Source organism: Enterobacter sp. DVT3837 (assembly GCF_056238685.1).
Genome location: NZ_JBWDLA010000002.1, coordinates 369,675 through 392,421 on the forward strand (window position 1 = coordinate 369,675; position 22,747 = coordinate 392,421).

Here is a 22,747-nt window from a genome sequence, read left to right on the forward strand (position 1 = left end):
ATAAAGGCTCCGGCGCGTTGACACCGGAGCCCTGAGATTAACGCGGCAGAGCAGTTCCCCATTCACGCCACTCTTTCGGTTCACTTTCGAGCAGCAGGAAGTGTTTACCCGGTTGCGCTTTCGGTGCCAGCGGTGTGCCCGGTGGTGTGGCAAACGCAATCCCACCGCGAATAAACTGGTTGAAGGTACCAGTTTTCACGACCCCCCCCGTCAGGCCAAAGTCCAGCGAATAGCCGGAAGCCAGCCAGAATACCGAGTTATTTCGCACCAGATGCTGGTAACGTTCGCTTATCCGTAACGCCACCATCACGCGGTCGGAGAGTGTCCCGAGCGTCAGACCGGTCACTGTGCCCACCTCAATACCGCGGAACAGTACTGGCGTGCCGATGCTGAGCGAACCAGCTTCTGGTACCTCCACCACAATGCTCAGACCATCAAGATAGCGCGAATCAGTGATTGTGGCTTCCTGCAGCTCAAAATCACGACGGGCATTGCCCTGGCCAGGCTCGACGTTGATATACGGCTGCAGGATGGTGTCGAGGTGCTCAACGCCTGCGGCCGAGATTTGCGGCGTCACCACCGAGAAGCGCGAACCGGTGCGGGCGAACGTCTGTACATATTCCGGGTAGAGCACGGCGGTGGCCTGCACCTCGTTACGCGAGGTGATCAGCGTCAGCTTCTGGATCTGCCCGATATCAATACCCAGGTAACGGATTGGCATCCCTTCAGCCAGTTTTCCCGCATCAAAAGCGTGCAGGGTAATCTGCCCGCCAACGGCACGTGCTGCGGTTTCGGACGGGAAGAGAATACGCTTATCCCCTTTGCGCAGATTCGCACCTGCACCGCTGAGGTTATCGAAACTAATTGCCCCACGCAGCGCGCGTGAAAGCGGGGAGGCCTGCACCGTCAGCCCGTTACCGTTGAGCTGAACTTTTGCACCGCCTTCAGCCCAGAAGACGCTGTTTGGCGTCAACAGCTTGCGATACTCCGGCTTGATATGCAGCTCGATATCAAATGCGTCCGCGCGAGGGCGAACGGTAATCACTTCCCCGACCTCAAATTTGCGATACAGCACAACGGAGCCTGCCTGAACGTCCGGCAATGTTTCGGCGCTTAATGTCAGCGTAGTGGTAGGAAGATCGCTCAGGCTGTTTTCAATCGCTTTATCCAGGTTGGCATACAGCGGGTAGCTGTCACGCACAGGGCCTTTATCGCCCGGCAGAATGCGGATCCCGCCGTTGACCCATTCGCTGGCGCTGGCGCCAAGGAACTCCACCCCGTCCAGACCTACTTTCACGTCGACACGACTGTTAACCACAAACTTACTGTCGCCATGGACCAGGTTGCTGTATTGCGGGTCAATGGCGACCGAGAAGCTCACGCCGTTCTCGGTAAGCGTACGCTCAAGAACTTGTCCTACCTGAACACCGTGCAAAATCAACGGCTGGCCGGCTTCAATACCGTAGCTTTCTGGCGCATTCAGCGTGACCGTCACGACACCCGGCTTTTGCAATAAGGCTTTGTCGGCCGGGGCAATCACAAAGCTATTGCTGGGCTGACCTTCACCGGGCACCAGCTCAAACGTATTTCCCGTCAGCAGACTACTGATACTGGCATCGTTGAGTGATAGCTTTGGACTGCGCATTTCAATACGCGTCTTCTCGCGCAGAAGATCGACCACGCTCGGATCAACGGTCATTTCGCCGGTGACCGAGCCGCCCGGGTTGAGCGTCATTTTGGTAAGCTGACCGACCTGCAACCCTTGATACATCAGCGGTGTTGAACCGGCTTTAAGCCCCTTCGCATCGGGCAGGACGAGTTTGATAATCACTCCGCGCTGGCTGTGCGCCAGGTCAGCGTACAATCCGAACGAGTCATCAGCGGTGGCAGGGCTTGAGTTTTCAGGGGAATCAAAGGCAATGGCGCCATTCACCAGCGCAGCCAGACTCTCCAGTTTCACCTTTGCACCGCTCAGGCTGAGATCGGCATCCACGCCGGATACGTTCCAGAAGCGGCTGCCCTTTTTAACCAGATTGGTAAAGCGGCGCTCGATCAGCACATCAATGGTGACACCCTGTTTATTCGGGTTGATGGCGTAATCGTAAACGCGACCCACCGGGATTTTACGGAAATAAACCAGTGAGCCACTGTTCAGAGAACCGAGATCCGGCGCCTGCAGATGGATCATCAGATCGCCGTTGTTAAGGCGGTACTTGGGCTGTGTATCCAGGGCAACAAAGTGATCCTGCGGTTCACCTTTACCTGGCATCATGCCGATATAGTTACCGCCCACCAGTGCATCCAGACCGGAAACACCTGCCAGAGAGGCCTTCGGCGTGACCAGCCAGAATTGCGTTTCGCTGCGCAGGGCATCCTGCATGTCTGATTTAATACTGACCCGCACCTGAATCTTGTTCAGCCCTTTTCCAAGGGAGATATCCTGAACCGTACCTACTTCAACCCCCTGGAAGCGAACGGGTGTTCGCCCGGCGACGATACCGTCGGCGGTCTGGAAATCAATGGTGACCGTACTCCCGCGATCTTGATAGCTCGTCCAGATAAGCCAGCCCGCAATCATCAGGGCGATGACAGGCAGCAACCAGAATGGCGAAATGCGGCGTTTTGTTTTAATTCTCGCTTCAGTCGGCGAAGCGGGGGTTTCCTGACTCATGTGCATCCCAAAGTAAGCGGCTATCCAGCCATTCCACAGCAAGAATAGTCAATATCACCGCTGAGCCGAAATAAAAAGCCGCGGGTCCCATTGTAAAAGCAAGTAACTGGTCACGATTAATCAGCGACATCATCAACGAAATCACGAACAGATCCAACATCGACCAGCGACCAATCCAGGTGACGAACCGCAAAAGCAGGATACGGGTACGTAGCCCCTGCTCACATTTAAAGTGAATGCTGATAAGTAACGTAAACATCACCACCACTTTGGTAAACGGCACCAGGATACTGGCAATAAAGACGATGGCAGCCACCCCCACATTGCTGTGCGCAAGGGAAATAATGCCTGAGAGGATGGTATCTTCCTGGCGTGCACCATTCACGTAAATAATGGAAATCGGTAGCATATTGGCCGGGATCAGAAACACCAGGGAGGCAATCAGCGCCGCCCAGCATTTTTGCAGGCTGTTGTTGCGCCGCAGTCTCAAAGGAATATGGCAGCGTGGACAGCGGCCACGCGCGTCGGGCAGCCCGGTATAGTGGCAACCCAGACAGACACGGAGGTTCTCATCCGGACGTGTGGCTGGGCGCTGAGGATAAAAACGCTCCCAAAGCTGTTCGACGTTCAGGTGGATGAGCGTCAGGATACTGAGCAATACCAGACAGATAAAAGCAAAGAGTCCGACGCCTGGCTGCAGAAACGCGTAGTCCTGCACTTTAATTGACGCCACGCCAACACCCACAAGATAGATATCCAGCATGACCCACTCTTTGAGTTTATCCAGCATCAGCAACACCGGTCGCAGGTTCATACCCAGAATGTTGCCGAGCCACAAATACGCAATCGCCGCGACCAGGACCAGCGGCGCGCCAACGGTGCAAAAAAGCACCATAGCTGCAGTTACCGGATCACCCTGCCGGGTCATCTGCCAGATACCCTGTAGAACGTTGGCATCAATGCGTACACCAAGCAGATAGAGTTTAAGGAGCGGCTCGCTCCACGCGAAAGGCATCAGAAGCAGCATCGTGACGGCCATGGCGGCGAGGCGGGTCAAAGACCAGTCGCGGCCGTCACGAATTTTGGCATCGCAGCGGGGACAAAAGGCACTTTGGTGCGATTTCATCTTCGGCAACATAAAAAGCGTATCGCACTGGGGGCAACGCTGATAATGTGCACGAGGCAAAGCTTCGCTTACCGTATGGACAGTTATCTTTTTTGTCGGCGTAATTTTGGTTGTTTTTAAGGCCATCAGCTGCGCACAAATAAGTATTGTTGAAAGTTATAATAACTCATGAACTGATTCATCTTGAGCATGAGCGCATTTAATGCTTATTTTAATAGGCTATGCGGTAATTTTGTAAGACAACTAAGTGATTGAATAATGAACAAAACAGAATTCTACGCGGATCTGAACCGCGATTTTAAGGCATTGATGGCGGGCGAGACCAGCTTCTTAGCCACTCTGGCAAATACTAGCGCATTGCTGTTTGAACGTCTCAGTGACGTTAACTGGGCTGGATTTTACCTTCTGGAAGGTGAAACACTGGTGCTGGGGCCATTCCAGGGCAAGCTGGCCTGCGTACGTATCCCGGTAGGGCGCGGTGTGTGTGGTACCGCGGTCGCCGAGAATCAGGTACAGCGTGTGGAAGACGTTCATGCGTTTGACGGACATATTGCCTGCGACGCTGCAAGTAATTCTGAAATCGTTCTGCCACTGGTGGTAAAAAATCAGATTATTGGCGTTCTGGATATCGACAGTACGGTCTTCAGTCGCTTTACAGCCGAGGACGAACAGGGACTGCGCGAGCTGGTGGCAAACCTGGAAAACGTTCTCGCTGCAACCGATTATCAAAAATTCTTTGCGAGCGTCGCAGGATAATCAACGGATAACGTAGCATTTACTGATAGCGTCATTATAATGACGCCTGTTCATGCCTGCGCTTGTTGGCAACGTCCGTTGTAATCAGGAAATTTCATGGAAAATCAACCTAAGTTGAATAGCAGTAAAGAAGTTATCGCATTTCTGGCCGAGCGTTTCCCACAGTGCTTCAGTGCTGAAGGTGAAGCTCGTCCCCTGAAAGTCGGTATTTTTCAGGATCTGGTGGCACGTGTTGAGGGGGAAATGAACCTCAGCAAAACTCAGCTGCGTTCCGCCTTACGTCTTTATACTTCGAGCTGGCGTTACCTGTACGGTATCAAACCGGGCGCGACTCGCGTGGATCTCGATGGCAACCCTTGTGGTGAGCTGGATGAGCAGCACGTTGAACACGCGCGTAAACAGCTGGAAGAAGCCAAAGCACGCGTTCAGGCACAACGTGCTGAACAGCAAGCGAAAAAACGCGAAGCCGCAGCGGCAAACGGCCAGGAAGAAGCGCCTCGTCGTGAGCGTAAACCACGCCCTGCACCGCGTCGTAATGATAATAACGATCGCAAACCGCGTGCTGACAAACCTGCAGCGAAAGCCCCGCGCGCCCCTCGTGAAGAGCCGCGTCATACCCCGGTTTCAGACATTAACGCCCTGAGCGTTGGTCAGGCGCTGAAGGTAAAAGCGGGTAACAATGCTATGGACGCCACTGTACTGGAAATCACCAAAGATGGCGTTCGTGTACAGCTGACTTCTGGTATGTCAATGATTGTACGCGCAGAACACTTGTTGTTCTGAAACGGAGGCCAAGCCTGGCATGAACACTTTTTTTAAGCTCACCGCGCTGGCGGGCCTGTTTGCCATAACAGGTCACGCTTTCGCAGTGGACGATATCACGCGTGTTGATCAAATTCCGGTTCTTAAGGAAGAAACCCAGCACGCAACGGTGAGTGAGCGCGTAACCTCACGTTTCACCCGTTCGCACTATCGTCAGTTCGATCTCGATCAGGCCTTTTCGGCCAAAATCTTTGACCGCTATCTGAACTTGCTGGATTACAGCCATAACGTTTTGCTCGCCAGCGATGTCGAGCAGTTCGCTAAGCGTAAATCTGAGGTGGGTGATGAGTTGCGTTCAGGCAAGCTGGATCTGTTCTACGATCTCTATAACCTGTCGCAAAAGCGCCGCTTTGAACGCTACCAGTACGCGCTGAAAGTGCTGGAACGTCCGATGGACTTCACCGGCAATGACACCTTTAATCTGGATCGCAGTAAAGCACCCTGGCCGAAAGATGAAGCCGAGTTGAATGCGCTGTGGGACGGAAAAGTTAAATATGACGAACTGAGCCTTAAGCTCACCGGCAAAGATGAAAAAGAGATCCGTGACACGCTGACGCGTCGTTACAAATTTGCTATTCGTCGTCTGGCGCAGACCAACAGTGAGGATGTCTTCTCACTGGCAATGACTGCCTTTGCTCACGAAATCGATCCGCATACCAACTATCTCTCCCCGCGTAACACCGAGCAGTTCAATACTGAAATGAGCCTGTCTCTCGAAGGTATCGGCGCGGTGCTGCAGATGGATGATGATTATACCGTGATCAATTCGATGGTCGCGGGTGGCCCAGCATCCAAAAGCAAAGCGATAAGCGTAGGCGATCGCATTGTGGGTGTGGGACAAACCGGTCAGAACATGGTTGATGTGATCGGCTGGCGTCTTGATGATGTGGTGGCGCTGATTAAAGGCCCGAAAGGCAGCAAGGTTCGTCTGGAAGTGCTGCCTGCAGGAAAAGGCACTAAAACCCGTATTGTTACCCTGACCCGTGAGCGTATCCGTCTGGAAGACCGCGCGGTGAAAATGTCGGTGAAAACCGTGGGTAAAGAGAAGGTGGGTGTCCTGGATATCCCGGGCTTCTACGTAGGGCTGACCGACGATGTGAAAGTGCAGCTGCAGAAGCTTGAGAAGCAGAACGTTAGCAGCATTATCATCGACCTGCGCAGTAACGGCGGCGGTGCGCTGACGGAAGCGGTTTCGCTCTCTGGCCTGTTTATTCCATCTGGTCCTGTGGTTCAGGTGCGCGATAACAACGGTAAAGTCCGTGAAGATGCCGACAACGATGGTGTGGTTTACTACAAAGGCCCGCTGGTGGTCTTAGTGGACCGCTTCAGTGCTTCAGCGTCTGAGATCTTTGCTGCCGCAATGCAGGACTATGGCCGTGCGTTGATCGTGGGTGAACCGACGTTTGGTAAAGGCACCGTTCAACAGTATCGCTCTCTGAATCGTATTTACGATCAGATGCTGCGCCCTGAATGGCCTGCGCTGGGTTCGGTTCAGTACACTATTCAGAAGTTCTACCGCGTGAACGGTGGCAGTACGCAGCGTAAAGGCGTGACGCCGGATATCATGATGCCGACAGGCACGGAAGAGACGGAAACGGGCGAGAAGTTTGAAGATAACGCGTTACCGTGGGACAGCATCAACGCGGCGACCTACGTGAAAGCGGGTGATATGACGCAGTTTGGTCCTGAACTGCTGAAAGCGCATAATGACCGTATTGCGAAAGATGCGGAATTCCAGTACATCATGAAGGACATTGCACGTTTCAATGCTCTGAAAGATAAACGGAATATTGTTTCTCTGAACTACGCTCAGCGTGAAAAAGAGAACAATGAAGACGATGCAACGCGTCTGGCGCGTATCAACGATCGCTTCAAACGGGAAGGCAAGCCTCTGCTCAAGAAACTGGACGATCTGCCAAAAGATTACAAGGAGCCAGATCCTTATCTGGATGAGACGGTGCATATTGCACTCGACCTTGCGAATCTTGAAAAAGAGAAACCTGCCGTACAACCTGCTCCGGCAAAATAATCTCCCAACAGGCACAAGAAATTGTGCCTGTTTCTTTTTGTTCTGCATCCTTCCGTCAGGCTGGTTTCCAATTGTGTAAAGTTGTGTCTTTCTGGTGACTTACGCCCGCCTGATGCTTGAAAATAGCCACAATACCCATACGATGTGGGTAATCGCATAGTGCGTTTTGTTAAACTGAGGTTAAAAGAAAATTATGATGCGAATCGCGCTCTTCCTGCTCACCAACCTTGCGGTCATGGTGGTTTTCGGGCTCGTGCTAAGCCTGACAGGAATTCAGTCGAGCAGCGTTCAGGGTCTGTTGATTATGGCGCTGCTGTTTGGTTTTGGTGGCTCTTTCATTTCACTGTTGATGTCGAAGTGGATGGCACTGAAATCGGTAGGTGGTGAGGTTATTGAACAGCCGCGTAACGATATGGAACAGTGGCTGATGAATACGGTTGCTCAGCAATCCCGTCAGGCTGGGATTGCCATGCCGCAGGTCGCTATTTATCACGCGCCGGACATTAATGCGTTCGCTACGGGTGCTCGTCGTGATGCATCCCTGGTTGCCGTCAGCACCGGGTTGTTACAGAACATGAGCCGTGATGAAGCCGAAGCGGTTATCGCTCACGAAATCAGCCATATCGCAAATGGTGACATGGTGACCATGACCCTGATTCAGGGCGTGGTGAACACTTTCGTTATCTTTATCTCCCGTATTCTGGCGCAGATTGCTGCAGGCTTTATGGGTGGCAACCGCGACGAAGGTGAAGAGAGCAACGGTAATCCGCTGATCTACTTCGCAGTTTCCATGGTACTGGAGCTGGTGTTCGGTATTCTGGCAAGCATTATCACCATGTGGTTCTCCCGTCACCGCGAATTCCACGCGGATGCCGGCTCCGCAAAACTGGTTGGGCGTGAGAAAATGATTGCTGCGCTGCAGCGTCTGAAAACCAGTTACGAGCCGCAGGAAGCGAACAGCATGATGGCCTTCTGTATTAACGGTAAATCGAAGTCACTGAGTGAAATGTTTATGTCTCACCCGCCGCTGGATAAACGTATCGAAGCGCTGCGTAGTGGGGAATACATGAAGTAACGCGAAGAACCGCAATAAGCCGGGCAGGAGAAGACTCCGCCCGGCTTTTTTTATGCCTGGGCTCTGGGCTGGGTAATGCGCAGACCGCTGACGATAGCCGCGAGGGTAGCAAGGGCTCCTGCGCTAAGGAGCGCAATGTGATTACCGTTTTGCCCGGCAAGGTTAAACATCAGAGCGACCAGAGCAGCACCGCTGCTTTGCCCTAACAGACGCGCGGTGCCTAACATACCGCTGGCCCCTCCACTGCGATGACGCGGCGCTGAGGTAATAATGGTGTGATTGTTAGGCGACTGGAACAGGCCAAACCCGGCTCCGCACAGGATCATGCGCCAGATGATGTCGAGATCGGAAGGCGATGACGGCAGTAGTGCCAGCGCGAAAAGGCCTGTTGCCATCACAGCCAGCCCCAGAGCACCTAATAAACCGGCATGGACGCGTTCAATCAAGTAACCCGCCAGCGGTGCCATTACCATCGTAGCCAGCGGCCATGGGGTTAACAACAGCCCGGTCTCCACTTCAGAGCGTCCCACTACGCTTTGCAGGAAGAAAGGCAGAGAGACCAGGGCCAGCATCTGGGCGCAGAATGAGCAGACAGATGTGCAAATGGAGAGCGAAAAGAGGGGAATGCGCAGCAGGTCAACTGGCAGTAACGGCACAGGAAGCGTGAGCTGACGGCGAACAAAGAAGAAACCTGTCACCAGCAAGACGATGAGTTCCGCGCTGGTAAGCATCAGGGATTGTCCCTGTGCAAAACCGCTCAGGGCAGTAATCAGCAGACCAAAGGTGAGGGCATTCATTATCGCGCTCACGACGTCGAAGCGCGGCATTGTACTTTTGGGGCCGTTAGCGGGAAGAAAGCGTAGGGCAAAGAAGATAGCCACGATGCCCAGCGGCACGTTTATGGCGAACAGCCATTGCCAGGACGCGACGGAAAGAATGGCTGCTGCAATGGTTGGCCCGGCGGCAGAAGAGACCGCAACAATAAACGAGTTTATCCCCATGCCGCGTCCCAGATGACGCTGCGGATAAATTAAGCGGATCAACGCTGTGTTAACACTCATGAGCGCTGCACCGCCAAAACCTTGTGCAATACGTGCAAGTGTCAGGGTATGTAGCGAATCAGAAAGGGCACATAACAATGAGGTGAAGGTGAAAACCACCAGACCGCATTGATAAACCCGACGGTAGCCAAACATATCGCCCAGAAAAGAGAACGAGAGCAGGGAAATAACAATTGCAATCTGATAGGCGTTAACTATCCATATCGAACTGGCAGGGGAGGCATGCAGGTCGCTGGCGATGGTTGGCAGGGCCACATTCGCAATTGCGCCGTCAAGGACGGCCATTGAGATACCGATAATGATGGTCGCTATAGCGCCATACCGCTGGGGTAAAGGCAGGCCATCGGAAAAGGTCTTTTCCATTAGGATTAAAAAAGCTCAGCGTGAAATTATTCTCAGGGTAACTATTTTAGCATTGTTACAGCCGCGATATGTCGCAGATTTGTAACGAAGTAAACGCGGATTGATTGCAGGTGACATGACGGGAACTTATAATAAAAACCGATTCTGATTTTTATAAAACACTCTCTATGAGGTGGTAAATGGCAATTGCGGATTTGGATAAACAGCCAGATTCTGTTTCTTCCGTGCTGAAGGTGTTTGGCATCTTACAGGCGCTTGGGGAAGAGCGTGAAATTGGTATTACAGAGTTGTCGCAGCGTGTGATGATGTCGAAAAGCACCGTTTATCGTTTTTTGCAAACCATGAAGTCACTGGGCTACGTTGCGCAGGAAGGCGAGTCTGAAAAATACTCTCTGACGCTGAAACTCTTCGAACTGGGTGCCCGTGCGCTGCAAAATGTTGACCTGATCCGCAGCGCGGATATTCAGATGCGTGAAATCTCCCGTCTGACCAAAGAGACCATCCACCTGGGAGCACTGGATGAAGACAGTATTGTTTACATCCATAAAATCGACTCCATGTACAACCTGCGCATGTATTCACGCATTGGCCGCCGTAACCCACTCTATAGTACTGCCATTGGTAAGGTTCTGCTGGCGTGGCGCGATCGTGAAGAAGTGAAACAGATCCTTGATGGCGTGGAGTACAAACGCAGTACGGCACGAACCATTACCAGCACGGATGCGCTGTTAACCGTGCTCGACAAGGTGCGTGAGCAAGGCTATGGCGAAGATAACGAAGAGCAGGAAGAGGGGCTGCGCTGTATTGGTGTTCCGGTATTTGACCGCTTTGGCGTCGTGATTGCGGGGCTCAGTATTTCCTTCCCGACGTTGCGCTTCTCTGAGGAGCGATTGCACGAGTATGTGGCTATTCTGCACACCGCAGCACGTAAGATTTCCGAGCAGATGGGGTATCACGACTATCCGTTTTAATCCTCGTTAGCATAAAAAACGCCGCGAGTATTGCGGCGATTTTGCTGTTAACCTGGCTGATTAGCCATTATCGATCACGACGGATGTTTTACGCAGTACCGGGCAATTAGTCAGGCCAATGATTCCGCTGTCAGTATGCAGATACTGCGCGGTGCTTACTCCTTGTGCTGTTAAATATTTACACTGAATGCCTAATCCTGCTGCGTTTTCAGTGCTTCCCACCAGCACACCATAACCGGTTAACAGAAGGCCAATCCAGACGATGGCCAGTACAACAATTGTTCGAATGATTAAGCGCATCAATGCCTCTTTATCGTTGTTATCATTAAGCAAGCGTAAACGGTTTACGTAATGAAACAAGTGCATGATTCTGAAAAAGGCTTGATGTCGGTACAGTTAGCCCTTGTTTAAGATAACCGTGATAACCTGGTTACATCAGGTCTTTTGACGGAGTGTGGAGTGAAAAAAATACGCTGGGTAATTCTGGTTATCGTGCTGGTAGCGTGCGTGGTGCTATGGACGCAGACCATCAATGTGATGTGCGATCAGGATGTACAGTTCTTTAGCGGCGTTTGCGCAATAAATAAGTTTATTCCGTGGTAACACGCATTTTTTCTCAAGGTGATTTCCTTCCTTCGCGCCAGTGGTAAAATAGACGTTTTTATTGAGGTGGTGAAATGGGTGAGTTACTGAATTCAGGGCTGCTGAATGTGGCATCCTTGATGATTTCTTTGGTCGTTCTGCTTGTGGGGCTGGTCATTTGGTTTTTCGTTAACCGGGCCAGTTCACGTACTAACGAGCAGATCGAACTGCTTGAAGCGCTGCTCGATCAGCAAAAACGTCAAAATGCGTTGTTACGCCGTCTGTGTGAGGCTAACGAACCGGAAGAGAAAGACGCGCCGAAAGACGCTGTCGCTGAAGACGACAAAGACGAAGACGACTTTATCCGCCTGGTGGCTGAGCGTTAATCTTTTTGTCCTGGGAGGTGGCTGTGGTCTGGAAAAATCCCTGGTATGACCCCTCCCTGAAACATCACACGCCGAATGGTTTCCGTAATACCCGTCCTGTCGGGCATCAGCCCGGTGACCTTGAGCGCTGGCGAAAAGCGCGTAAAGAGGCCGGTTTGCCCAGACCGCCCGCACTCGGTTATGAGGATTTTATACGTCAGTGGTGGCAACCGGTTGATCTTATGCAACCTCATGAGGATGGGGTATGGTGGCTGGGACACGCGAGTGTGCTGCTGCAGATAGACGGCAATATTCTCCTCACTGACCCGGTTTTCTCACAGCGTGCCTCTCCGCTCTCATTTCTGGGACCACAACGTAAGACCCCTCCGGTACTTTCTGTCGATCAACTTCATCAGCTTGATGCCGTCGTTATCTCCCATAATCATTACGATCATCTTGATGACGCAACTATCCGTCGGATCCTTAAACGCTTCCCTGACGTGAGTCTGTTTGTACCTTTAGGTCTGGCCGACTGGTTTCGCCGCCGGGGGGCAAGATGTGTGGTTGAGCTCGACTGGTGGCAGAGTTTCACCTGGCAAGGGATAACCTTGAGTGCTGTTCCGGCACAGCACTGGAGTATGCGAACACCCTGGAATCGAAATCGCACCTTGTGGTGCGGCTGGGTCTTTGAGGGGCGGCATCACCGTTTCTGGTTCAGCGGTGATACAGGTTATTCGCCTGAGTTGCTATTGATACCGGAGCGTTTGGGGAGAATTGACGCTGCTGCATTACCTATCGGAGCTTATGCCCCACGATGGTTCATGGCTGTACATCATATGGACCCTCAATCTGCCGTTGCGTTATGGCAACAGTTGGGCTGCCCTCTGGCGTTTCCTATTCACTGGGGCGTGTTTGAACTGGCAGATGATGCGCTGGATGACCCAGTGAGGGAGTTAACGGTTGCGCTAGATAATTTAGCACCAGTTGATAGTTCTTTAAGGATACTGAAAATTGGTGAATATTTATCCTTATAAACGAAGCGATAAATTGTTGCATATATTCTGTATGTGAACGCGATAATGAATATTTTATTTTTATCGAAACGTTTTGCTTGCCTTGTTTTGATGCAGAGTCATAAAAATTTCATTATTTTGGTGCATAACACGGCTTATTAGCTGATGAATTTTAATACAGTCAACTGCAGGTTATTAACATTGTATTTTCTGCGAAACAATGCCGTGTCGTTACAATGATTTAAGCATAAGTTTTCACAAATTGTTCTAACTCAATCAATTTTGAAGATTTCTTTTCCCGGCTGCTGGACGCACTGGAATGATTGAGCTATGTTAAAAAAGTCTTAGATTACAGCGACTGCGAAAGCAACGTTGAGTCTCTGTAACGAAGTAGAATTGCCTGTATGTTATGCGCATAATTGTGCAAAACCTGACAGGCAGTGTTCGAATTTGTGCGGCGGATCGAGACATGTTTAAAAATGGCTTGCCATATTAAACATTGTGTGTGATAACACGTTTTGGGTCAAACGAGGTACAGTTCTGTTTATGTGTGGCATTTTCAGTAAAGAAGTCCTGAGTAAACACGTTGTCGTTGAATACCGCTTCTCTGCCGAACCTTATATTAGTGCCTCATGCAGTAATGTCTCAGTTTTATCTCAGTTAATGCCTGCGGGCTAAGAAAACACTCTAAGGAATTTTGCAAATGGCAAAGATTAAAGGTCAAGTTAAGTGGTTCAACGAGTCTAAAGGTTTTGGTTTCATTACTCCTGCTGACGGCAGTAAAGACGTGTTCGTACACTTCTCTGCAATCCAGGGTAACGGCTTCAAAACTCTGGCTGAAGGCCAGAACGTTGAGTTCGAAATTCAGGACGGCCAGAAAGGCCCAGCTGCAGTTAACGTAACTGCTATCTGATCGAACCACTGCTGACTGAAGCGCTTAGCACTTCACTCTCAGACATAAAGCCTCGCATAACGCGGGGCTTTTTTATGCCCTTTATCTTTCAAAATATTACCATCCCCGTACTTGTTAGTAACTTGTTGCAAAGCTGCGAGGTTAGTAGCACTGTTTCGGCTCCTTCTGCTCGGCTTTTCCCGTTAAATCAGGGCGTTGTTAAATTGTCCTGGGGTTCAGGTGAAGAAGAAGATACTTACGACAGCCGGAAATTTCACTCCGGCGCGTTTTGCGCTGCTCTGTTTTGCCATTTTTTGTAGTCTGGCTTTTTTACTGGGTCGTGTTGCGTGGCTGCAAATCATCAAGCCAGACAATCTGGTGAAGCAAGAGGATATGCGGTCACTCCGGGAACTGCCGATTGATGCTCCACGCGGCATGATCAAGGATCGTGAAGGAAGACCACTGGCGGTCAGTGTGCCAGTCAGGGCCGTATGGGCCGATCCAAAAACGGTACTGGCGAAAGGGGGAGTCGGCTTTGATCAGCGCTGGCAAGCGCTGGCGAATGCGCTACATCTCTCTTTGGCTACGCTCTCGACACGCATCAACGCGAATCCACAGGGACGTTTCATTTACCTTGCCCGCCAGGTCGACCCGGCACAGGCAAAGTGGATCGATAAACTGAATTTGCCGGGTATCAATTTACGTGATGAGTCTCGTCGTTTTTATCCCGCCGGGCATGTGGCAGCGAATCTGATTGGTTTCACCAATATTGACGGGCAGGGTATTGAAGGTGTGGAAAAAAGCTTCAACGCTCAGTTAACGGGGAAGGCCGGGGTCCGGCAGGTAAGAGAGGATCGCTACGGGCGTGTGGTAGAAAACCTGACAGAAGTTGCTCCTGCACCGGCGCATAACATCCAGTTGAGCATCGACGAGCGGCTGCAAACCATTACCGAAGATGCGCTTGATAATGCCGTGGCCTGGAATAAGGCCGAATCCGGGGCATCGGTGTTAATTAATATCCCAACCGGGGAAATACTCGCCATGGCGAGCTATCCGGATTTCAACCCCAATAATCGCGAAGGCGCAACAATAAACGATTTTCGTAACCGTGCGATCAGCGATATGTTTGAACCTGGTTCTACCGTCAAACCGCTGGTGCTGATGACTGCATTGCAGCAGGGGCTGGTCCAGCCGGACAGCGTGATTGACACCCATCCGTATACTCTCGACGGGCATCGTATCCGCGATGTGGGTTACTACCCTGAACTGACCATGACTGGGATCCTGCAAAAATCGAGCGATACAGGCGTATCCCGCCTCTCGCTGGCGATGCCGATCCAGCATCTTATTGATACTTACCGGAACTTTGGTTTTGGTACAAATACGGGGCTTGGCTTAACGGGGGAGAGTGCGGGACTACTGCCACAGCGTAAATTCTGGAGCCAGCTCGACAGGGCGACGTTTGCCTTTGGCTACGGGCTGATGGTGACACCGCTCCAGCTGGCACATGTTTACGCCACCATTGGCGGCTACGGGCTTGAGCGTCCTCTCTCAATCACGCGTATCGATCCACCCGTAATTGGACAACGCGTCATGCCAGAGGAAATCGCTCATGAAGTGGAGCACATGATGGAGAGTGTGGCACTGCCTGGTGGGGGAGGCGTTAAGGCAGCCGTCCGTGACTACCGCGTGGCGGTGAAAACCGGTACGGCGAAGAAAATTGATGATAGCGGGAAGTATGTCGATAAATACGTCGCCTACACTGCAGGTGTTGCGCCCGCCAGCGATCCACGCTTTGCGCTCGTGGTCGTGATTAACGACCCTCAAAACGGGGCATACTATGGCGGTGCCGTCTCCGCGCCCGTTTTCAGCGAGATTATGGGAAACGTGCTGCGTCTGGAGAATGTGAAACCCGATGGTTTACCGGCGGGTTCAGATCACCTTATCGTTATGCGTTAACCGGGCGTTTATAACCAGGGCGAATAGCGGTACACTTCGCCCTTTGAATATGCTCCGGAGTCACCATGTCCTTCAGCTGCCCCCTTTGCCACGCCCCCCTGACACACTCAGATAAAAGTTATACCTGTCCGCAGGGGCATCAGTTTGATATGGCAAAAGAAGGCTACGTGAATCTTCTGCCGGTGCAGCATAAGCGCTCCCGCGATCCCGGCGACAGTGCAGAGATGATGCAGGCGCGTCGCGCGTTTCTGAATGCCGGGCACTATCTGCCGCTGCGGGAGACCGTCGCGCAGAGGCTGAATGACATTCTGCCTGATTCTGCCACCGCCATACTCGATATCGGCTGCGGGGAAGGGTACTACACCGCACGGTTTGCCGAGATTGCCCGTGAGAAGGGCGCGCTGACATTCGGTCTGGACGTGTCGAAAGTGGCGATTCGCGCAGCAGCAAAACGTTACACCGACGTGACGTTCTGCGTGGCATCCAGCCACCGTCTGCCGTTTGACGATGCCAGCATGGACGCTGTTATCCGCATTTACGCGCCCTGCAAGGCGGAAGAGCTGGCTCGCGTGGTGAAGCCGGGCGGATGGGTAGTCACCGTGACGCCGGGCCCGCGTCATCTGATGGAGCTGAAAGGGCTGATCTACGACGAAGTGCGTCTCCATGCCCCTCATTCTGAACAGCTGGCCGGTTTTAGCCTGAAGCAGGAGCAAAGCGTGGCGTATGAAATGAAGCTTAAAGGAGAAGAGGCCGTTGCGTTGTTGCAGATGACGCCGTTCGCGTGGCGGGCAAAACCGGAAGTATGGGAAGCGCTAGCTGCACACTCAACATTTCGCTGCCAGACGGATTTCAGTATCCACGTCTGGCAGCGCGAAGATTAACCGGCGAAGTGTGCCCAGAGTATCTGGGCTCCGATGCCAATCAACACAATCCCCCCCAGAATCTCGGCGCGTTTACCCAGTAGCGGGCCGATAAACCGACCGACCATCATTCCCAGCGTGGACATAATCAGCGTTGCGCAGCCAATAGCCAGCGCGGTAGCGATAATATTGACCTGCAAAAATGCCAGCCCGACACCGACAGCCATCGCATCAAGGCTGGTAGCAATGGCTGTGGTTACCAGTAACCAGAAACCGTGGCGGTGTTGAGGCTCCTCGTCTTCATCGTCATTGCCGCGAAAACCTTCAATGACCATTCGGCCGCCAAGAAACACCAGAAGCACGAACGCAATCCAGTGGTTCCATTCCAGCACAAACTGGCTGGCGAGCATGCCAAGACCCCAGCCGATAAGCGGTGTCAGCGTTTCAATCGCGCCAAAGATAAGACCGGTGCGTAATGCTTCAGAGAATTTTGGTTTGTGGAGCGTGGCACCTTTACCAATGGAGGCGGCAAACGCGTCCATGGACATGCCGAAAGCAAGAAGGATGGTAGCGGAGATATTCATAACAGCGTCCAGACCGGGAGATATCCATATGACACATCACTGCCCCCAGTAAACAGCAGTTGATGTATCTATGGTCTCGCCTGATCACAACGCACATAAGATGTGCAGAAAGCGATCCGTACGCGCCACGTTTTTCAACGAGTATGTTGACACGTACATTTCCTGAGAACAGGAAATCGGCTACTCCCCAACGACGGGCGCAACCTTAACATATTTTGAGAATATAAAACAACAATGGAGAGGCATTATTTCAAACGCTTGTTGATAACGATTTTCATTTTTATTTAAGGGTGAATGTATCGTTAAGAAATATAGGTAGAAAGAAAAAGAGTAATATAGCTTAGGCTATGTTTATTGCGTAAAATACACACAAAATATAGCCGATGCTATATATATAACTTATTGAGTTTTAACGAGTAATTTGTATATTTTTTCCAGGTCGTCAATATTCTTAACACGAATAAGCAGGCTGCGTTGCTCTAATTGCATGACCAGTACTCCATCTTCCGATAAATTCATCTCTTTAATACGGTTATATTCTATCCAGACATTGGCAAAGAAAAATCCACGGGATTTAAAAATGATTTTTGGCGTGCGGATCCAGAACAGATAAATCGCCATTAATGCCAGCGCACATAATAACCATGTGGTTAATATTGCACCATGGCTGGTGATGTTGTTGTAAATAAGGATGACGATGAGACCCGTGAAGATAAACGCATCTACGTGTCCGCGTCGCAGAAGAGGAAGGGAAAGCAGCGTCTCGCCGTGGCGGCGAGGCATGATGAACTCGTCATAGATCGCGTAAGCCAGAAGGGCAGCAATAAATAAAACCAATACGATGTCCGTGACAGTCATTCATCCTCCGAAGAACAGATAAAAAAACCGGGGGCAAGCCCCCGGCGTCTAACGTTATTGCTTTACAGGCCCAGCAGGCCGACAGCGTAACCCGCGATACCGATGATAAAGAAGCCAACGATGATCCACAGTGGGTTAACTTTCTTACGCAGCAACCACATGCAGGCGAAGGTTAACAGCAGCGGCACCAGGCCAGGCATAAGCTGATCCAGGATAGTCTGCACGGTGGTGACACGGGTCTGACCATCCTGCCCGGTGATGGTGGAGACCACCAGCGGAATGTTCACATGTGTCCACTTGTTAACCAATGCCCCCATCACAAACAGGCCGAGGATAGACGCCCCCTCAGTCAGTTTTTGCAGGAAGCCGCCACCCATGTCCTTAACGATGTCCACCCCTTTACGGTAACCGTATGCCACACCGTAGTAGCGGGTCAGCAGACGCACGGCGTTGAACAGGATGAAGAACAGCAGCGGGCCAAGCAGGCTGCCGCTCATCGCGATACCAGCCCCTAGTGCCGCGAAGACCGGACGAACGGTACCCCAGAAGATAGGATCACCGACACCTGCTAACGGACCCATCAGACCGACTTTAATACCGTTGATGGCACCATCGTCAATCTCTGCGCCGTTCGCACGCTGCTCTTCCATCGCCAGCGTTACGCCCAGAACGGGAGCCGCCACATATGGATGGGTGTTAAAGAATTCCAGGTGACGCTTAATCGCCTGACGGCGCGCTTCGTTGTTTTCCGGATAAAGGCGTTTGATTGCCGGCACCATGGAGAAACAGAAGCCCAGCGCCTGCATACGTTCGAAGTTCCATGAACCCTGAAACAGGTTAGAACGGATGAACACGCCACGAATATCACCCGGAGTGAGTTTTTTCTCGGTGGTAGTTTTTGTCATATCAACCATTTCGCTCACCTGCTAGTCCAGTTCGTTATCGAGATCGTTGTTACCAGCAGCCTGCACTGGGGCACCCGCAACGCGGTTGTATTTCGGGCTCAGCTGGATGTAGAGAATCGCCATCACTGCACCAATTACACCCAGAGCAACCAGGTTGAAGTTGGTGAAGGCAGCGGTCACGAAGCCGAGGTAGAAGAACGGCATCAGGTAGCCTGCGCGCATCATGTTGATGACCATTGCGTAACCGACTACCACGATCATACCGCCCGCGATGTTCAGGCCGCCGGTGACCACTTCTGGAATGGCGTTCAGCATGCTCTGCACTTCACTGGTACCGACAGAAATCGCGACGATGACCGCCGGAATAGCGATACGCATCGCCTGCAGGAACAGCGATGAAACGTGGATCCAGGACAGCGCCGTGAGGTTGCCATTTTCGGCCGCCTTATCCGCTGCGTGCTGGAAAGCAACCGTGATGGTACGAACGATGATGGTCAGTACCTGGCCTGCTGCTGCCAGCGGGATCGCCAGGGCGATACCCGCACCAATACTCTGGTGACCGGCAATAACCAGAACGGTAGAAATGATGGAAGCCAACGCGGCATCAGGCGCAACCGCCGCACCGATGTTCATCCAGCCCAGGGCGATCATTTCAAGGGTACCACCGATGATGATACCGGTTTTCATGTCACCCAGAACGGCACCAATCAGCGTACAGGCCACCAGAGGACGGTGGAACTGAAATTCATCAAGTACGGATTCCATACCCGCAATACATGCGACGACGAACACCAGCACAATCTGAAGAGTGGTAATCTCCATTGCACTTCTCCTATTACATAAGCGTTATGTGAAAACCGGCGCGGGCTTATTTCCCAACTTTACCGATCAAATCCATCATTTTCAGTTTCTGATCCGTGGAAACCTTACGGGCTTCCAGCTCAATACCGCGGGCATTCAGTTTGTTAAATGCCTCGATATCTTTCGCATCAACCGAAATGGCGTTGTTGACCTGCGTTTTGCCCTGACGGAATGCCATACCCCCGATGTTAACGGAGGTGATTTTCACGCCGCCTTCAACAATGCGCTCAACGTCTGTCGGGTTAGTGAACAGTAGCATCACGCGTTCACCCGCATATTTCGGGTTGTTATAAACGCGGATCATCTTGGCGACATCCACCACGTGCGCGGTAACGCCAGGAGGAGCAACCTGAGTCAGAAGGGTTTTACGTACAGTATCGGCGGCAACCTCATCACTGACGACGATAATGCGTCGAACGTTGGTCTCTTTGGTCCAGCGCGTAGCGACCTGACCGTGGATTAAGCGGTCATCAATACGTGCAAGGCCAATAACCATGTAATCGTTCGGGCCCATCGGTTTTGCCGGCGCAGCAGCTTTTGGCGCTGCGACAGCCGGTGCGGGTTTCTCGACCGGTTGTGCTTTCAGCGCTTTCACGCCTTCGCGGCCGGTTTCCACAGCGAGTGCAACCAACTCATCGAAAGAGGGATTGTCGTCGCGCGCCATGAAGGTTTCCACCAGCATCGGGATATTCACCCCGGCGACAACTTCGTAGTGCTCTTTATCGACGACAATGCGGCTGGCAGCATTGAACGGACTGCCTCCCCATGTATCAACGAGAAACAGCACGCCTTTGCTGGTATCCAGCTTCGCGAGTTGGGCGTTGTACTTCTCAATCAGCGTCTCGGCATTTTCACCGGGAACGAAATCGATCCAGCCGACGTTTTCCTGCTCGCCCAACAGCATCTCTGCTGTTTTGAGTAGCTGCTCAGCAGCCCAACCATGTGTGCCTATGACAATAGCAATGGTCACTTGCTACCTCCTTTTATTATCATTAATACGCCTGCCAGGCAGTCGTACTGAGAATCGTATTGGCGAACCGAATCGATTCAGATAAGGGTTAGAGTTCAAAAAACTAAGACTTCCGCGAATTATTTTAGATAGTGAAAAAATAATTTATGTGATGAAGATCCGTAATTTAGCTTTCGCAATCGAGAAATTACTCGTCAAGAATTAAGTCTTATCGAATTTTTGCAAAGGAACGTAAATCTTTGCTAAACAGATATTGTCTCTGATATGTTTAGCCTCCGTTTAATTGTTCAGGAGTATAGGGCTACAGCCCACTATATGGACCGTCACCGACGTCAGTCATCTACCAGGCCACCTCGCGCCTATTTCACCGGCGCTCCTCGCCACCTATCGACTCTGTTTGCCTCTGTTTTGCCCACATTGAGTGGGGCACCGTTTCGTCATTCCTTTAGCAGGAGCTTGTCATGGAATTCTTAATGGACCCGTCAATCTGGGTGGGATTGCTCACGCTGGTGGTGCTGGAGATTGTTCTCGGCATTGATAACCTGGTGTTTATCGCCATCCTTGCGGACAAACTGCCGCCAAAACAGCGTGATAAAGCGCGTCTGATTGGTCTGTCGCTGGCGCTGGTCATGCGCCTGGCACTGCTGTCCGTCATCTCGTGGATGGTAACGCTGACAAAACCGCTCTTTTCCGTCATGGATTTCACCTTCTCCGGCCGTGATTTGATCATGCTATTGGGGGGGATCTTCCTGCTGTTTAAAGCGACGACAGAGCTGCATGAGCGGCTGGAAAACCGTCAGCACGATGATGGACACGGTAAAGGCTATGCCAGCTTCTGGGTTGTCGTGATGCAGATCGTGGTGCTTGATGCAGTCTTCTCGCTGGATGCGGTGATCACGGCCGTCGGTATGGTGAACCATCTCCCGGTGATGATGGCGGCTGTTGTTATTGCGATGGCGGTTATGCTACTGGCCTCGAAACCGCTGACGCGTTTCGTGAATCAGCATCCGACGGTAGTGGTACTGTGTCTGAGCTTCCTGCTGATGATTGGTCTGAGCCTGGTGGCGGAAGGCTTCGGTTTCCATATTCCGAAAGGCTACCTGTACGCAGCCATTGGCTTCTCAATTCTGATTGAGCTGTTTAACCAGATTGCGCGCCGTAACTTTATTAAACAGCAGTCAAATCAGCCACTTCGCGCCCGTACTGCAGACGCCATTCTGCGTCTGATGGGGGGGCGTCGACAGGTCAACGTCCAGTCTGACTCCGAAAACCGTCACCCGGTTCCGGTCCCTGAAGGGGCGTTTGTGGAAGAAGAGCGCTACATGATTAACGGCGTACTCTCCCTGGCCTCGCGTTCACTGCGTGGGATCATGACCCCGCGCGGTGAAATCAGCTGGGTTGATGCCAACCTGAGCGTGGATGAAATTCGTCGGCAGTTGCTCTCGTCACCACACAGCCTGTTCCCGGTTTGCCGTGGTGAGCTGGATGAGATCATCGGTGTCGTCCGTGCGAAAGAGATGCTGGTGGCTCTGGAAGAGGGTGTCAACGTCGAAGCCATCGCCGCTGCTTCACCTGCGATTGTGGTGCCGGAAACGTTAGATCCAATCAACCTGCTGGGCGTGCTACGCCGTGCTCGCGGTAGCTTTGTGATCGTCACTAACGAATTTGGCGTAGTACAGGGGCTGGTGACGCCGCTGGACGTGCTTGAAGCGATCGCCGGTGAGTTCCCGGATGCAGACGAAACACCTGAGATCGTGGCTGACGGCGAAGGCTGGCTGGTTAAAGGTACAACCGATCTGCATGCGCTCTCGCACACCCTGGGGCTGGAAAACGTGGTCAACGATGAAGAGGACATTGCCACCGTGGCGGGTCTGGTCATCGCGGTTAACGGGCAAATCCCACGAGTGGGGGATGTTATCGAACTGCCGCCGTTGCACATTTCCATCGTTGAAGCCAACGACTATCGCGTTGATATGGTTCGTATTGTTAAAGAACACTCTGTCCACGATGAAGATGAGTAAGTC

At 52.0% G+C, this 22,747-nt stretch carries 21 protein-coding genes and 1 pseudogene; 13 read left to right on the plus strand and 9 right to left on the minus strand.

Translation table 11 applies throughout. The annotated features are described in order from the left end of the window. Positions 1-37: 37 nt before the first annotated feature. Positions 38-2,671 carry a PqiB family protein gene (locus AC0XWG_RS16660; protein WP_049008513.1) on the minus strand — a complete coding sequence of 878 codons (2,634 nt, stop codon included), beginning with the start codon at positions 2,669-2,671 and terminating at the stop codon, positions 38-40. Then, positions 2,640-3,923 (minus strand): membrane integrity lipid transport subunit YebS, encoded by a 1,284-nt coding sequence (gene yebS / locus AC0XWG_RS16665; RefSeq protein ID WP_014832380.1) that lies wholly within the window; start codon positions 3,921-3,923, stop codon positions 2,640-2,642. Before yebS ends, AC0XWG_RS16660 begins: the two co-directional genes overlap by 32 nt. A gap of 132 nt (positions 3,924-4,055) precedes the next feature. On the opposite strand from yebS, the gene AC0XWG_RS16670 reads away from it, so the two are divergent. The 4 genes from AC0XWG_RS16670 (at position 4,056) to htpX (ending at position 8,479) form a co-directional block, all read left to right on the plus strand. After that, positions 4,056-4,553 (plus strand): GAF domain-containing protein, encoded by a 498-nt coding sequence (locus AC0XWG_RS16670; protein ID WP_028018655.1) that lies wholly within the window; start codon positions 4,056-4,058, stop codon positions 4,551-4,553. A gap of 96 nt (positions 4,554-4,649) precedes the next feature. After that, complete coding sequence (proQ, locus tag AC0XWG_RS16675) at positions 4,650-5,336, plus strand: RNA chaperone ProQ (protein ID WP_028018656.1); 687 nt, start codon at positions 4,650-4,652, stop codon at positions 5,334-5,336. A gap of 19 nt (positions 5,337-5,355) precedes the next feature. Further along, entirely contained in the window at positions 5,356-7,404 is a 2,049-nt protein-coding gene (gene prc / locus AC0XWG_RS16680) for a carboxy terminal-processing peptidase (RefSeq protein WP_028018657.1), read from the plus strand. Positions 7,405-7,597: 193 nt separating this feature from the next. Continuing rightward, positions 7,598-8,479 carry a protease HtpX gene (gene htpX, locus AC0XWG_RS16685; RefSeq protein ID WP_028018658.1) on the plus strand — a complete coding sequence of 294 codons (882 nt, stop codon included), beginning with the start codon at positions 7,598-7,600 and terminating at the stop codon, positions 8,477-8,479. 50 nt (positions 8,480-8,529) lie between these two features. Here the strand turns inward: htpX and AC0XWG_RS16690 are convergent, their stop codons facing one another. Next, positions 8,530-9,903: an MFS transporter gene (locus AC0XWG_RS16690; RefSeq protein WP_128347530.1), complete on the minus strand. Its 1,374-nt coding sequence runs from the start codon at positions 9,901-9,903 to the stop codon at positions 8,530-8,532. Between the two features lie 179 nt (positions 9,904-10,082). Between AC0XWG_RS16690 and kdgR the strand changes: the two genes are divergently transcribed. Further along, entirely contained in the window at positions 10,083-10,874 is a 792-nt protein-coding gene (gene kdgR / locus AC0XWG_RS16695; protein ID WP_028018660.1) for a DNA-binding transcriptional regulator KdgR, read from the plus strand. A gap of 60 nt (positions 10,875-10,934) precedes the next feature. Here the strand turns inward: kdgR and AC0XWG_RS16700 are convergent, their stop codons facing one another. Continuing rightward, on the minus strand, positions 10,935-11,174 hold the full coding sequence (locus AC0XWG_RS16700) for a YobH family protein (RefSeq protein WP_049008652.1): 240 nt from the start codon (positions 11,172-11,174) through the stop codon (positions 10,935-10,937). Positions 11,175-11,333: 159 nt separating this feature from the next. On the opposite strand from AC0XWG_RS16700, the gene mgrB reads away from it, so the two are divergent. From mgrB to rlmA, 7 genes and pseudogenes are all read left to right on the plus strand, one after another. Continuing rightward, positions 11,334-11,477: a PhoP/PhoQ regulatory lipoprotein MgrB gene (mgrB, locus tag AC0XWG_RS16705; protein ID WP_089598207.1), complete on the plus strand. Its 144-nt coding sequence runs from the start codon at positions 11,334-11,336 to the stop codon at positions 11,475-11,477. A gap of 74 nt (positions 11,478-11,551) precedes the next feature. Continuing rightward, complete coding sequence (locus tag AC0XWG_RS16710; protein WP_028018662.1) at positions 11,552-11,842, plus strand: YebO family protein; 291 nt, start codon at positions 11,552-11,554, stop codon at positions 11,840-11,842. Positions 11,843-11,865: 23 nt separating this feature from the next. Beyond that, positions 11,866-12,855, plus strand: a complete 990-nt coding sequence (locus AC0XWG_RS16715) for an MBL fold metallo-hydrolase (protein ID WP_128347531.1) — start codon at positions 11,866-11,868, stop codon at positions 12,853-12,855. Positions 12,856-13,380: 525 nt separating this feature from the next. Continuing rightward, positions 13,381-13,525 (plus strand): annotated as a pseudogene (locus AC0XWG_RS16720) (DUF2627 domain-containing protein). Positions 13,526-13,537: 12 nt separating this feature from the next. After that, on the plus strand, positions 13,538-13,747 hold the full coding sequence (gene cspE / locus AC0XWG_RS16725; RefSeq protein WP_001062678.1) for a transcription antiterminator/RNA stability regulator CspE: 210 nt from the start codon (positions 13,538-13,540) through the stop codon (positions 13,745-13,747). 219 nt (positions 13,748-13,966) lie between these two features. Beyond that, positions 13,967-15,685 (plus strand): peptidoglycan glycosyltransferase FtsI, encoded by a 1,719-nt coding sequence (gene ftsI, locus AC0XWG_RS16730; RefSeq protein WP_475680840.1) that lies wholly within the window; start codon positions 13,967-13,969, stop codon positions 15,683-15,685. A gap of 65 nt (positions 15,686-15,750) precedes the next feature. Continuing rightward, positions 15,751-16,566: a 23S rRNA (guanine(745)-N(1))-methyltransferase gene (rlmA, locus tag AC0XWG_RS16735; RefSeq protein WP_108089695.1), complete on the plus strand. Its 816-nt coding sequence runs from the start codon at positions 15,751-15,753 to the stop codon at positions 16,564-16,566. On the opposite strand, the gene mntP is transcribed toward rlmA, so the two are convergent. The 5 genes from mntP to manX form a co-directional block, all read right to left on the minus strand. Then, complete coding sequence (gene mntP, locus AC0XWG_RS16740; protein ID WP_028018666.1) at positions 16,563-17,129, minus strand: manganese efflux pump MntP; 567 nt, start codon at positions 17,127-17,129, stop codon at positions 16,563-16,565. The two genes, rlmA and mntP, sit on opposite strands and share 4 nt — an antisense overlap. 399 nt (positions 17,130-17,528) lie before the next feature. Further along, positions 17,529-17,987, minus strand: coding sequence for a DUF986 family protein (locus tag AC0XWG_RS16745; protein WP_475680841.1), 459 nt, complete (start codon positions 17,985-17,987; stop codon positions 17,529-17,531). A gap of 62 nt (positions 17,988-18,049) precedes the next feature. Further along, on the minus strand, positions 18,050-18,901 hold the full coding sequence (locus AC0XWG_RS16750; RefSeq protein ID WP_028018668.1) for a PTS mannose transporter subunit IID: 852 nt from the start codon (positions 18,899-18,901) through the stop codon (positions 18,050-18,052). Between the two features lie 12 nt (positions 18,902-18,913). Next, a complete protein-coding gene (locus tag AC0XWG_RS16755; protein ID WP_028018669.1) occupies positions 18,914-19,714 on the minus strand; it encodes a PTS mannose/fructose/sorbose transporter subunit IIC in 801 nt (266 codons plus the stop codon). Between the two features lie 46 nt (positions 19,715-19,760). Continuing rightward, positions 19,761-20,723 (minus strand): PTS mannose transporter subunit IIAB, encoded by a 963-nt coding sequence (gene manX, locus AC0XWG_RS16760; RefSeq protein WP_028018670.1) that lies wholly within the window; start codon positions 20,721-20,723, stop codon positions 19,761-19,763. A 461-nt stretch (positions 20,724-21,184) separates the two neighbouring features. On the opposite strand from manX, the gene yoaE reads away from it, so the two are divergent. After that, positions 21,185-22,744: a CNNM family cation transport protein YoaE gene (gene yoaE / locus AC0XWG_RS16765; RefSeq protein ID WP_028018671.1), complete on the plus strand. Its 1,560-nt coding sequence runs from the start codon at positions 21,185-21,187 to the stop codon at positions 22,742-22,744. Positions 22,745-22,747: the final 3 nt, after the last annotated feature.

Bases quoted from the DNA above. Each gene is read 5' to 3' on its own strand.
- prc (WP_028018657.1), top strand. From the start codon at position 5,356: ATGAACACTTTTTTTAAGCTCACCGCGCTGGCGGGCCTGTTTGCCATA.
- AC0XWG_RS16745 (WP_475680841.1), bottom strand. From the start codon at position 17,987: ATGACTGTCACGGACATCGTATTGGTTTTATTTATTGCTGCCCTTCTG.
- AC0XWG_RS16700 (WP_049008652.1), bottom strand. From the start codon at position 11,174: ATGCGCTTAATCATTCGAACAATTGTTGTACTGGCCATCGTCTGGATT.
- AC0XWG_RS16670 (WP_028018655.1), top strand. From the start codon at position 4,056: ATGAACAAAACAGAATTCTACGCGGATCTGAACCGCGATTTTAAGGCA.
- AC0XWG_RS16750 (WP_028018668.1), bottom strand. From the start codon at position 18,901: ATGGTTGATATGACAAAAACTACCACCGAGAAAAAACTCACTCCGGGT.
- AC0XWG_RS16755 (WP_028018669.1), bottom strand. From the start codon at position 19,714: ATGGAGATTACCACTCTTCAGATTGTGCTGGTGTTCGTCGTCGCATGT.
- proQ (WP_028018656.1), top strand. From the start codon at position 4,650: ATGGAAAATCAACCTAAGTTGAATAGCAGTAAAGAAGTTATCGCATTT.
- kdgR (WP_028018660.1), top strand. From the start codon at position 10,083: ATGGCAATTGCGGATTTGGATAAACAGCCAGATTCTGTTTCTTCCGTG.
- htpX (WP_028018658.1), top strand. From the start codon at position 7,598: ATGATGCGAATCGCGCTCTTCCTGCTCACCAACCTTGCGGTCATGGTG.
- rlmA (WP_108089695.1), top strand. From the start codon at position 15,751: ATGTCCTTCAGCTGCCCCCTTTGCCACGCCCCCCTGACACACTCAGAT.
- AC0XWG_RS16710 (WP_028018662.1), top strand. From the start codon at position 11,552: ATGGGTGAGTTACTGAATTCAGGGCTGCTGAATGTGGCATCCTTGATG.
- yebS (WP_014832380.1), bottom strand. From the start codon at position 3,923: ATGGCCTTAAAAACAACCAAAATTACGCCGACAAAAAAGATAACTGTC.
- cspE (WP_001062678.1), top strand. From the start codon at position 13,538: ATGGCAAAGATTAAAGGTCAAGTTAAGTGGTTCAACGAGTCTAAAGGT.
- AC0XWG_RS16690 (WP_128347530.1), bottom strand. From the start codon at position 9,903: ATGGAAAAGACCTTTTCCGATGGCCTGCCTTTACCCCAGCGGTATGGC.
- AC0XWG_RS16660 (WP_049008513.1), bottom strand. From the start codon at position 2,671: ATGAGTCAGGAAACCCCCGCTTCGCCGACTGAAGCGAGAATTAAAACA.
- yoaE (WP_028018671.1), top strand. From the start codon at position 21,185: ATGGAATTCTTAATGGACCCGTCAATCTGGGTGGGATTGCTCACGCTG.
- mntP (WP_028018666.1), bottom strand. From the start codon at position 17,129: ATGAATATCTCCGCTACCATCCTTCTTGCTTTCGGCATGTCCATGGAC.